This is a genomic window from Gordonia sp. CPCC 205515 (genome assembly GCF_048537925.1).
Taxonomy (GTDB): Bacteria; Actinomycetota; Actinomycetes; order Mycobacteriales; family Mycobacteriaceae; genus Gordonia.
The window spans coordinates 19,164-30,787 of record NZ_JBCLVJ010000025.1; the positions used below are offsets into that span (position 1 = coordinate 19,164).

Annotated in this window: 10 protein-coding genes; 8 read left to right on the forward strand and 2 right to left on the reverse strand. The window is 64.0% G+C overall.

Annotation, left to right across the window (positions count from 1 at the left end):
- Positions 1-11: 11 nt before the first annotated feature.
- Complete coding sequence (locus tag AAFP30_RS27845) at positions 12-1,235, reverse strand: IS110 family transposase (RefSeq protein WP_006896189.1); 1,224 nt, start codon at positions 1,233-1,235, stop codon at positions 12-14.
- Between the two features lie 323 nt (positions 1,236-1,558).
- Here AAFP30_RS27845 and AAFP30_RS27850 point away from each other — a divergent pair, with 323 nt between their 5' ends.
- The 8 genes from AAFP30_RS27850 to AAFP30_RS27885 all read left to right on the forward strand — a co-directional run bounded on the left by AAFP30_RS27850 (position 1,559) and on the right by AAFP30_RS27885 (position 9,698).
- Complete coding sequence (locus AAFP30_RS27850; RefSeq protein WP_419233307.1) at positions 1,559-2,944, forward strand: pentapeptide repeat-containing protein; 1,386 nt, start codon at positions 1,559-1,561, stop codon at positions 2,942-2,944.
- Between the two features lie 433 nt (positions 2,945-3,377).
- Complete coding sequence (locus tag AAFP30_RS27855) at positions 3,378-3,515, forward strand: hypothetical protein (protein WP_419233308.1); 138 nt, start codon at positions 3,378-3,380, stop codon at positions 3,513-3,515.
- A gap of 61 nt (positions 3,516-3,576) precedes the next feature.
- Positions 3,577-4,835, forward strand: a protein-coding gene (locus AAFP30_RS27860) for an IS3 family transposase (RefSeq protein ID WP_419233309.1) whose coding sequence is annotated in 2 segments (ribosomal slippage) — positions 3,577-3,922 and positions 3,922-4,835 — 1,260 coding nt in all. Because the reading frame shifts where the segments join, the coding sequence is not laid out codon by codon here.
- 69 nt (positions 4,836-4,904) lie between these two features.
- On the forward strand, positions 4,905-5,411 hold the full coding sequence (locus tag AAFP30_RS27865) for an RNA polymerase sigma factor (RefSeq protein WP_419233310.1): 507 nt from the start codon (positions 4,905-4,907) through the stop codon (positions 5,409-5,411).
- Between the two features lie 400 nt (positions 5,412-5,811).
- The gene (locus AAFP30_RS27870) at positions 5,812-6,249 is read left to right on the forward strand and encodes a hypothetical protein (RefSeq protein WP_419233311.1); all 438 of its coding nucleotides are present in this window, start codon (positions 5,812-5,814) and stop codon (positions 6,247-6,249) included.
- Positions 6,246-6,512 carry a hypothetical protein gene (locus tag AAFP30_RS27875; RefSeq protein WP_419233312.1) on the forward strand — a complete coding sequence of 89 codons (267 nt, stop codon included), beginning with the start codon at positions 6,246-6,248 and terminating at the stop codon, positions 6,510-6,512. The genes AAFP30_RS27870 and AAFP30_RS27875 overlap by 4 nt, the downstream gene beginning before the upstream one ends.
- Positions 6,513-6,807: 295 nt before the next feature.
- On the forward strand, positions 6,808-7,872 hold the full coding sequence (locus tag AAFP30_RS27880; protein ID WP_235726358.1) for an IS630 family transposase: 1,065 nt from the start codon (positions 6,808-6,810) through the stop codon (positions 7,870-7,872).
- A gap of 17 nt (positions 7,873-7,889) precedes the next feature.
- Positions 7,890-9,698 carry an NACHT domain-containing protein gene (locus AAFP30_RS27885; RefSeq protein WP_419233313.1) on the forward strand — a complete coding sequence of 603 codons (1,809 nt, stop codon included), beginning with the start codon at positions 7,890-7,892 and terminating at the stop codon, positions 9,696-9,698.
- 612 nt (positions 9,699-10,310) lie between these two features.
- Here AAFP30_RS27885 and AAFP30_RS27890 read toward each other — a convergent pair.
- Positions 10,311-11,201: an Abi family protein gene (locus tag AAFP30_RS27890; protein WP_419233314.1), complete on the reverse strand. Its 891-nt coding sequence runs from the start codon at positions 11,199-11,201 to the stop codon at positions 10,311-10,313.
- Positions 11,202-11,624: the final 423 nt, after the last annotated feature.

The following is an 11,624-nucleotide window of genomic DNA, read 5'->3' on the forward strand; positions in this document are numbered from 1 at the left end:
GGCCCCGCCAGTCATCCAGCCATCGCGCCCACCTCATCGACTGACACCCGCTCGACGGTCGGCCGCGGCAACCACACCCTACCGTCGCGGATCAGTGCCCAGACCACGTCAACCAGACGTCTAGCGAGAGCGATGAGAGCGTGGACGTGGGAACGCTTCTCGCGTCGTTTGCGCTGGTAGAACTCGCGGGACGGGCCGTCGCGTTGCGAGCTGTTGAGTGCGGCCATGTAGAACACCTTGCGAAGTCCTCTGTGGTAACGCTGGGGTCTACGCAAGGCTCCCCGGCGGTTACCGGAGTCGTGCGGTACCGGAGCAAGACCGGCGTAGGCGGCGAGTCTGGCGGGCGAGCCGAACGAAGTGAGGTCGCCGCCGGTGATCGCGACGAGCTCAGCGCCGCTTCGGGTGCCGATGCCTGGCACGGATTCGAGAATCCGTGCGTGACGGTGGCGGCGGAACACCTCGGTGATCTGCTTATCCAGGTCGGCGATCTGACGGGTCAGCATGACCAACGAGGTAGCCGCGTGTTGCACCAGTAGGGCTGTGGTCGCCTCGCCAGGCAGGGTGACGGTCTGCGCGGCCGCCGCGGCACGGGCTTTGTCGATCATCTTCGGGATCGTGGGTCGGCGGACGCCGTGACTGCGCAGGTGGTCGTAGATCTCGTCGTCAGAGACCGCAGCGATCGCAGATGGCGTGGCGAAGCGGGTGAGGAACGTTAGACCGGTCAGTGTCGAGTAGTCGAAACACCGTTCTAGTGCAGGGAAGATGCGGGTCAGCAGGCCGCGCAGGCGGTTGATGCCTCGCGTACGTTCAGCGACGAGGTCGTTGCGATGTCCGGTCAGCAGGTCGAGTTCGATCGCGACGTCGTCGGGCGCCGAGACGGTGGCGAGATCGCCACGTAGGCGGGCTGTCTGGGCGATCACGACCGCATCGCGGGCATCGGTCTTGCCCTCACCCGCGAACGCACCGGTCATGCTGTGCACGACCCGGCCGGGCACGTAGCGGATCTGCTGGCGCCGCGCAGCCAGCACACCCCTCAGCAGCGCCGATTCCGGTGCGGTCATGTCGATCGCCCACACCACGAATTTCATGTCGGCGACCCGGTCCATGAGCGCTTCGATCGCCGGTTGATCGTTGGGAAGCCGCCGAGACCACAGCACCGTTCCCGCCTCATCGACCGCGGCGGCGTGATGCGCATGCCGACCGACATCAATTCCTACCCAGATCTTTTCGTCCATACTGTCCTTCCGTGTGCGGTTGGCTCGTCAGGGTGGTTTCGCCGGCACACCTTTACACAGCGACAAGTTCGCGAACACATCTCAATCAGCGGCCGAAACGACCCGTCACGGTCCGGGGTGACCTTCCACGCCAAGCCACCAGCGACAACAGGTGATTGTCGAGCCACGCCCCGAACCGCGGACGAACGTCCGAGGCGACCGCCCCGGACGTACTCCAACGTAAAGGTGATTGTGCGGGAGCGACGCGGATGCGGGAGGGCTTGGTGTCGCGGCAGCTCATGAGTCGGCGAGAGTCGCATAGTGAGTTTGGCTAGATTGCCTACATGGCGATCTCTCCGATTGAGCTCTTGCGTGCCAGTGATGTTGCTGCATGGAATAGGTGGCGCGCCGCAAACCGCGATCGAAGGCCCAACCTCGGCGGCGCCAATTTGACCGACGTCGACCTCACCGACGTCGACCTCACCGACGTCGACCTCACGCGCGTCAACTTCACCAACGCCACCCTCGTACGAGCGAACTTCACCAACGCCACCCTGGCCGGCGCCAACCTCACCGCCGTCGACCTGACCGGCGCCAACCTCTTCGCCGTCGACCTTGCCAGCGTCTATCTCACCCGAGCTAACCTCAACCGCGCCAACCTCAACCGCGCCAACCTCTTCGGCGCCAACCTAGCCGGCGCCACCCTCGTCGCCGCCAACCTCGTCGGCGCCAACCTCGTACGCGCCAACCTGGCCGGCGCCACCCTCGTCGCCGCCACCCTGGCCGGCGCCAACCTCACCCGCGCCACCTTCATCAGCGCCAACCTCTCTAGCGCCATCCTCGCCGGCGTCAACCTCACCGACGCCGATCTCACCGACGCAGAGCTCGTCGGCGCAGAGCTTGCCGGCGCCAACCTCACCGCGGCCAACCTCAGAAACGCCAACTTCGCCGAGGCCGATCTCACCGACGCAGAGTTTGCCGGCGCAGAGCTTGCCGGCACAGTGTTTGCCAGCGCCAAGCTCTCCCGCGCCGCTATCGCCGCCATCGCCGCCCGCGACACCGTCGGCGTTGTGAAAGAGGTTGTGGCTGTGGTTGATATCGAGGTTGAGCTTGATGTTGGTGTGTCGACGGGGACGCTTTTGGAGTTGATGCGTGCGGTTGATGCGTTGTGTGGGTTGGCTGTTTCTGTGGGTGCTGAGTTGGGGCGTCAGCAGGAGGCGGCTGGGGATGGCGACACGTTGGTGAAGACGGCGACTGGTTCGCCAGGTGCGGTCGAGTTTAAGGTCTCGCGGGTCGGTTATGGGAGTCCGTGGTTCGTGACGCTGCTTGAATACGCGGGCTATGGGGGCGTGTCGGCATGGACAGCCAAGGATGTACTTAAGGGCAAGGAGAGTTCACTTCTCAACCTGATCAAATTGGTTACTCGTAAGACCGAGTGGGCGGACTGGAACGAGGAACGAGATAAGGACAGCAAAGCAAGGATCACGAAGCTGGCCGCGGAGGAGATGGGACATCGCGCCGACCTGAAGGAGAACGAGCTCCGTCTCCTGAAGGCGAATGCGGAGATTGAAGCCCTGTCGTCGAAGGATATTGCTGCGAATATCGAAGCTACTGACCGCCTTGAACCGGCGGTGCAGCACATCATGTTGTCGGCGACGAGCGAGTTCGCGGCGTTGTTTTCTCGCGGGGCGGAGGTGACCGTGGTGTCTGAGCAACGCTTGCCAGATTGATCTGCGATCGGAACACCCTCACCTCCTCAGCCGGGCGACCTGGCTAACTTGCAGTCCTCTACTACTGTGGCCGGGTGACCGACCGAGAGATACTGCGCTCGGCCGCGCGAGACATCCGGACGATGATGCGGCGCCGGCAGGCGAGATGTCACGGGCGAACGGGTCGTGGGCGCCACCAGACTCGAAGCTGATGGATCTGGCCGTCGAGTGTGATGACGTGGTGTATGGGCAGCGATACGAAGCGTCCGACCTGGCGGACCGGTTGGCTGCGGTGCTCGGCGATTCGTGGGAGCCATGACGGTTGAGGCCCGTCGCGGGCAGGTGTCTTGAACAAAGGTCTGTGCAACACCTTCGCGACCGTCGCGCATGCAACCCGTGAAGGGATTAGCTCGACAAACAACGCGCGAGGGACGGTATTACCCAAATGGAGAAGATGATCACGAGCGGAGGGGTGCTGACCCCGGCGGGGCAGGTGCTGGCTGCCGAGCTCTACGATCCGGCGGTCGGCACAATCAAGTGTTGGCTGGCCGACGGAGTGGGCAGTGAGATGGCTCGGTTCGGTGGGAGTTGACCCCGGATCTTGGACACGTTGAATCCCGCATCTGTGCGGGAGGAAGCGAGATGATCAAGAGATGGCCCGAAAGCACTACTCCGAGGAGTTCCGCAGAGACGCGGTCGAGTTGTACGAGTCCACGCCGGGCGCCACGGTGCGCGGCATCGCCGCCGATCTCGGCGTCGAGCGCGGCACGTTGCGTGGGTGGTTGACCATCTACGGCACCGGCCGCAAGAGGGCCGCGGACGGCAGCGCGACGCAGAGCCCGCTCAAACCCCGTCAGGAGCCGGTGGTCACCGAGGATGGCCCGGAGACTGTGGAGGCCAAGGTGAAGCGTCTGGAGGCTGAAAACGCCGCGCTGCGCAGCGAGCGGACGAAGTTGACCACCGAACGCGAGATCCTGCGTCAGGCGGCCAAATATTTCGCCGGGGAGACGAACTGGTGAGCCGCTTCCAGTTCGTCGCCGACCACCTCGACACCTACCCGGTGAAGTGGCTCTGCGAACTCCTCGAGATCGCATGTTCGTCGTTTTATGCCTGGCGTAAAGCTGCGCCGACCCGGGCGGCTCGTGAGGAGTCTGATGCTGTGCTGGCACAACGTATCCGCGAGATTCACGATGAGGACCGCACCTGTGGTGCGCCGCGGATCACTGCTGAGCTCAATGATGGTGTGCCACCGCAGGAGCGGGTCAATCACAAGCGGGTGGCGCGGGTGATGGCCGAGCACGGCATCGCCGGCTATCGCCGGCGCCGGCGGGTGGTCACCACGATCCCCGAGCCGTCCGATGCCAAGGTCGCTGACCTGGTCGAACGGGACTTCACCGCAGATGCGCCCAACGAAAAGTATGTCGGAGACATCACCTACCTGCCGTTGGAAGATGGGACGAATCTGTACCTGGCCACGGTCATTGACTGCTATTCGCGGCGTCTGGCCGGCTGGGCGATCGCTGATCACATGCGTACCGAACTGGTCACCGAGGCGCTGACCAATGCCGCGTTGACCCGGGGTAGTTTGGCTGGCGCGATCTTCCACAGTGACCATGGAAGTGTCTATACAGGTAGGGATTTCGCGAAACACTGCGCCAGGCTGGGGGTGATCCAGTCGATGGGAGCGGTGGGGACAAGTGCCGACAACGCGTTGGCCGAATCATTCAATGCGACTCTCAAGCGGGAGGTCCTGCAAGATGACCGCTTCTGGCCGGATGCGGTGACGTGCCATCGCGAAGTGTTCGGCTGGCTGGTGCGGTACAACACGCGCCGCCGCCACTCCTGGTGCGGCTTCATGTCACCCATCAACTACGAAAAGCACTCTAGTGCTACACTATTGACCGCTGCATGAATCCCACCCAGTGTCCAAGATCCGGGGTCAAGGCCCGGTGAGCTGTCGTTACCGGTTGAGCAGGCGGCGATGGGTAGCGACGAGGTCCGGACGGACATTGCACTTGATGTTTTTCTGGCCGCATTGCCGGGGTTCATGCGCTATCTCGATAGTGGCCGGTTCGACGAGGCGGGTCCCGCGAGCGTACAGAGTTTTTTCATCGGCGCGTGCCGCAACGTGTTGCCGGCCGTGGCTAATCGTCGGCACAAGAACGTTGGCAGCGAGTATCCGCGTGAGGACCTGCTTGATTGGGTGAACGATATTGCAGTTTGCAGCGAGGGCGCGGACCTTCGCTGGATGCATCGGCTACTTCAGCTCGCCCCACATGACCTCGCTCGCGTCCTGATGCTGGTCGCGATGGAGGGCGTCACCTTCAACCAGGCGTCGCTTCGGCTCGGGAAGAAGCCGGGGACAATGCGCTCACAGCTCAACCTCTACCGGCGAAAGCTTGTCGCGCTCCATTTCGCAGCGAAGGTCGATATACCTGAGGCGACCGCTCTTGGGCGTTGGGTGCGCGATCAGGGTGCAGCAGCATGAGCGCGTTCGTGTGGGTGTTTGCTGTCTCGAGTCTCCCGATCATTGTGGCGACCATCTACGCCGTCGCCCACCCGGACGCCGACCGCCGCGCGGACGCGCGGCGCGTGCTCACTACTCTCACCCGGCGAGCGAACGCAGGGTGGTGGATTCGGAGACATTGAGTCGCTCGATGCGACAGTTGCCGATCCACAGAAGAAAGCCTGCGACGCGCCCGATGGACTGTCGCACCACAGGCTTGGAGTTCGCCAACCAGCATTCCTATGCATGTCGTCACTTGTGACGAAACATGGTGTGGCACAAAATATTCCACGCCGATAGTTATTATTATGTAAAGTAGTAGTTTACACGACAGCAGTAAGCACTGATTGACAGTCTCGGTGGTGACAGCGAAGATGAGACTGTGACACCCCAGATGGGACACTCCCTTGCCGGCATCGTCGATGGCTACAAGCAGCGCTCCGGACTGTCGGATGCGGCGATCGCGACCAAGATCGGCATGAGCCGGATGAACCTGAACTTGTGGCGCAAAGAGATTCGCGCATTGCCGACCCACGACAACCTGGTCGCGGTGGGTCGGGTCACCGATACCCCGTACCGGGTGGTGCTGGATGCGGCGTTGACCGACTGCGGGTACCTCGCCAGTCCCCCGTCGGGGGATACGGTATCCCTGGATGGAATCGTGGCAGTGTCGCGGATTCTTGGCGGCTTGTTGGGGCGGGCGCTGACTCCGTCGGAAGCCTCGCGGCTCAAGACTGCGTGGACGAGTGGTAGCCCGCGCACCCTGGACTCCATCGCCGAAGCGCTTGACTCCGAGCAGCGGAACGCGGGCCGCCAATGAGCACTCTCGACGCACCACTCAACGAGCTGCATGATCAACTCGCCTCGCTGCAACGCCACGTGCTCGGCCTTGAGCGCGACTACCGGGAGCTGGCCGAGCGCGACGACATCGCGGTCGATGACCTCGGTGACGACATGACCCCCGCCGAATGCCTCGCTCGGGTCAGTGAGTCTCTTGCGGCGCTGTGCCGCAGCCTTGGCGACGCCGACACACGGCGATCGGAGGCGAAACAGGCCGCGGCGCGTCTGTATCTCGCCCGATGATCCTCGGGTGCGGGGTGTTGATCGGGCAGAAGCCGCAGCATCCTGGCACGCTGGAGCTTTGTGAGTGGTGGTGAGTTTTTCGTGGGCCCAGGCGTCAAGGTCGGTGTCGCGGCGGCACGGCCTGCGGCCGGCTGGTTTCGCCGCAAGGTGTGGCCGGACACGTCCCGGTTGTCCTCCGAAGGATCGGTCGACGACCTGGCCGACGCCGTGGCGCGCAGCGAACGGAAACTGCTGGATCAACTAGTGTTGCGCGTCGTTAATTCGCTTACAGGCGTTCGGGTGGAAGAATTGCCGTATGCCCACTTCGGCGTTGGTTCTCGATGATGATTCGCGCGCGGTGTTGGAGTCGTGGACTCGATCATCGACGGTGAGTGCGGGTCTGGTTGAGCGTGCCCGCATCGTGTTGTCGGTTGCCTCGGGCTCCGGCACGTCGGCGACCGCCAGAGCGTTGTCGGTGTCTCGGCCGACGGTGATCAAGTGGCGGGATCGGTTCGTCGAACACGGGATCGACGGGCTGCACGACGAGCCACGCAGCGGCCGGCCCAAGACGATTGAGGACGCCGAGATCATCGCTGTGACACTGGAGTCACCACCCGAGCGGTTGGCGGTCACCCACTGGTCGACCCGGCTGTTGGCGAAACAGTTGGGGATCGGCGACGCGACCGTGGCCCGTGCGTGGCGACGGTACGGGATCAAGCCATGGCGGCGCGAGACGTTCAAGTTTTCGACCGATCCCGAGTTGGAGGCCAAGGTTCGCGATGTCGTCGGCTTGTATTTGAACCCGCCCACGAACGCCGTGGTGCTGTGCGTGGATGAGAAGAGCCAGATCCAGGCGCTTAACCGCACTCAGCCGATCTTGCCGATGCGGCCGGGTCTGCCGGAGAAGGCTACCCATGACTACAAGCGCAATGGCACCACGACCTTGTTCGCTGCACTCGAAGTGGCCACGGGATCGGTGGTCGATCGATGCTACGAGCGTCACGGGAAGGCCGAGTTCCTCGACTTCATGAAGATGGTGGCCAGAGCCTATCCGCGCCGCAAACTGCACATCGTGTGCGACAACTACCACACCCACAAGCACGCCGACATCACCACGTGGCTGGCCAAGAACCCGAGGGTGACAATGCATTTCACCCCAACATCGGGATCATGGCTCAACCTGGTCGAGGTGTTCTTCGGCATCATCACCCGCCAGGCCATCCGGCGCGGTTCCTTCGATTCCGTCCGAGAACTCGTCGCCGCGATCCGCGCCTTCATCGACGGCTGGAACGACCGCTGCCACCCATTCGTGTGGACCAAACCCGCCGAGGAAATACTCGCCGGCGCGAAACGTAAACCAACTTCAGACGCGCAACACTAGCCGCCGGCGCCGGTACCGTGATCGACCTCGAGGTCAACATCACCGCCCGCCAGCAATTGACCGGCGAGGACGGCGCCGCCGCTGTGGAACTCTCGGATCTGGGCGACGCTGTCGGCAGGATGGCGCCACCGGCCCGCATCGTTCTCCTCGGTGCACCGGGAGCGGGAAAAACGGTCGCTGCCATTCACCTCCTACTCGCACTGCTGGATCAACGGGCGCAACTGCCCGAGGCGGTTCAGGCCCGCACACCAGTTCCGGTGCGGATCAACGCTGCGGGTTGGGATGGCACCGATCTGTCGGCGTGGTTGACCTATCGCCTCTCGATCGACTACGGCCAGCACCGGCGAGCGATGCGCAAACTCGTCGATGACGGTCGAATCTTGCCGGTGCTCGATGGCCTCGATGAAATGGACCCTTCCGCCGAGTTCGGCGACGAGCACTCTGCGATGCCGTGCGCGCGTGCTGCTCTCGATGCGGTCAACAGGTCCCCGTGGCGTAATCGTCCCGTGGTGGTCACCTGCCGGACTGCCGATTTTGAGCGCCTTCGTGAGATCCGTGGCGACAGCGGGATTCATGGAGCTACCACTTTGACTCTGCGGGCACTGCCACCCGAGACGATCATCGACTACCTCACCGACTACCGCACCCAACTCGGAGCGCCGCCGGCCACGTGGGATGCCATCATCGACCGCATCATCGAGCGGCCCGACAGTTCGCTGGTGGCTGCCTTGTCCACCCCGTGGCTGCTGAGCTTGGCCGCCAGCGCCGTGCACCACTCCCCGACCATCGCGCCCTGCCTCGTGGAGAGTCAGTCGCCCACCGAGATCCGCGATCGCCTGTTGGCCACCCTGATCCCTGCCGCCGTCGGCAATATCGACAGCACCGACACCGCGACCGCGGACTACACCGCCGAGAACGTCGAAAGGTGGCTGACGACACTGGCCACCCACCTCACCCACACGCGGGCGGCGGGACTCAGCCTCAACAATCTCTCGAGCATCACCGGACTCACGTGGGCGGTCATCGCAGCCGTTGTGTACGGGCTCGTGGTCGGGCTCGTGGTCGGGCTCATGTTCGGGCTCGTGGTCGGCCTCGTGGAGGGGCTCGTGGTCGGGCTCGTGGTCGGGCTGGTCGGGGTCGGGCGTATGGGCTGGTCGGAGAACATCACCACCCAGCGGTTGGCCTGGCGTGTACCCGGACGATCACGGTGGCCACGGGCACTCGTGTTCGGGCTCGTGGGCGTGCTCGTGGGCGGGCTCGTGTTCGGGCTCGTGTTCGGGCTCGTGGAGGGGCTCGTGTTCGGGCTCGGGGTCGGGCTCGGGGCTGGGCTCGTGAGCGGGCTCGTGAGCGGGCTCGTGAGCGGGCTCGAAACGACTGACTCCGACCGTTTACGGATCGGCCAGGACGAAACCCGGGTCATTCGGGACGATCTCGTGGGCGGGGTCGTGTTCGGGCTCGTGGTCGGGCTCGGGGCCGTGCTCGTGTTCGCTCTCGTGGGCGGGCTCGTGGGCAGGCTCGGGGGCGAACTCGTAGTCGGGCTCGCGGTCGGGCTCGGGGTCGGGCTCGTGGGCGGGCTCGTGAGCGCGCCTGCGTCGGTGAACTACTTGTTGTCGTGCCTGTTTTTCTGGCGGTCCGGTGTGTTGCCGCGGCGGCCGGCGGTGTTTCTGCGTTGGGCGCGTCGTGCCGGGTTGTTGCGGGTCAGTGGCATCGAGTACCAGTTTCGCCACGACACTTTTCAGCAGTGGCTGGCCGCCGGCTCTCCCGAGGCCGAGGCGGGCGCGCCCTCCTCGCCACCGCCTGGTGAGGAGGGCGAGTCGCGCCGATAATGGCGGCTTCTGTCAGCCACTTCGCGTGGCGGATGTTGGTGATCGCAATCGCACAACACTGGCGGCCGTGTTGGATGACAACGTAGATGAGACTTTGACGCCCTAGTTGGGAGTTGTTGACACGGACATGAGACTCGGTCGGATGTCACCTGCGGAAATTCGACGAGAACTCCCAGATCGACTGCCACTCAGGGGCCAATGGGGCCACGAATCGCTCGGAAGTACCAATTCAGATGACACCAGTCTCGAAACCCAGACGACGATCGCCACAAATCGGGAGCTCCCAGCGCATGTCACCGTCCCAGATCGACTGTCACCCGACAGGCCGCGACTGTGGGATGACAACGTAGATGACGGAAGTGATGCACAGCGCCCCCGGAGCGGCAGGGGTGCGAGCGGACCTTCAGTTCGCCGATGACGTGGGCAACCCGTGGCGGCGGCGACATGGCGAGCAAGCCGAACCCGTGCGGGAGAGTGAGTGGGGCGAAGCGAACGCTGCACCCTCACCGGACTCAGGCCTGGACAGGCCTACGGACGCTTCGCGGGTCCGGTCGCGGGCAGGCAGCCGAGTGTCTACTCAACGACCGACTTACGGACGCCACCGGCAGAGCTCTATTGCCGGTGGTCCTGCGGGTTCTGCGGATGCGACAGACCCTGCCAGAAGTCGGTGTCTCGTTTCCGCCGCTCGGAGAGGGCAGCCATCATGGGCTCGCCGACCTTGCCGCGCACGACGATGTCGTCCAGTGAGGCGATGACGTCCAGAACCGATCGCGGCTTGAACTGACCGACTGCGCGCTTGGCCTTGTTCCGGACGTTGTTCGGTGTCGGGCCCGCGTCGATGATCGAGTGGTTCCAGATCCGGCTGTGGTGGGCACAGCGATTGCGCACATAGACGAGCGCCCTCACCCGGTAGGCGAAGCCGGACTTGGCGGCGCCGAGGCTGGTCGCGACTTCGTCAGCGAGCTGGCCTTGCGCCCCGCGCTCGATGCACTTGGACAGCGTCCCGAACGAGAGCGCCTCGACGGCCGACCAGATCGGGAGCTTACTCAGGTCTGGGTCGGTGTCGCCGACCGCGTACCGCAGGATATGACGCTCGCGGCTTCTGCGGATGTCCTTGAGGCATGAATCGACGGTGGGCTCGGAGCCCGGCGCGTCGGTGTAGAACTCCTCGGTCAGGTAGCTCCCGCATGGCCCGTGGTTGTGGGCGATGACGTAGGCCGTGTGGGTGCGCAGGAGCAGTTCGGCCTGCGCGAGCTGTTCGGTGAGCGAAGCGCGCAGCGCCTGATCGGCGTTGTAAATGCCACGGATCTGCGCCAGCGTCGTGTCGGGGATGAAATCGTCGTCACCCTCGTGCGGCGCCTTCTGGAAATACCGCATGTACCCGGAGAATCGGTAGTAGTTGTGACCGGCGAGGAACTCAGCACATAGATCCTCGTCATCGATCACGAGACCGCGACGGGCCAGCAAGGCGACCTGTTCAGCCCACGTCAGTGGCGGCTTCACAGTGTCCCCGGGCAAGAAAAAGGCCCCTCCCATTTGAGCATCGCTGAGAGGCTTGGGAGGGGGTCGATTGACTCCAATGTAGCAGCGGATACCGTTGCCCGCCAAGTACTGATGAAGGCCCGACCAGTGAGGCAGATCACCGACTGGCGCCGAGTCCCTATCATGCACGGGTGTCCCGCACAGGGGCAGAGTCGGGCAGTGTCGTCGGTGACCACACACTAAACCTAGCCCCTTCGACGTGGAAGACATGATCAGTGTCCGATGGTGTCGGATCACGTGATCTACAGCGTCAGGCGCTCTCTCGCATAGCCGTCGGCGCGGTGATCCCTGGCTGCGGCGGAGGGTGACCGCGATGGAACCGGTCAGCGGCCGGGAGCGTCATATCCGCATGACTCTCGACGACTGGCTGCTTCTGATCACCGT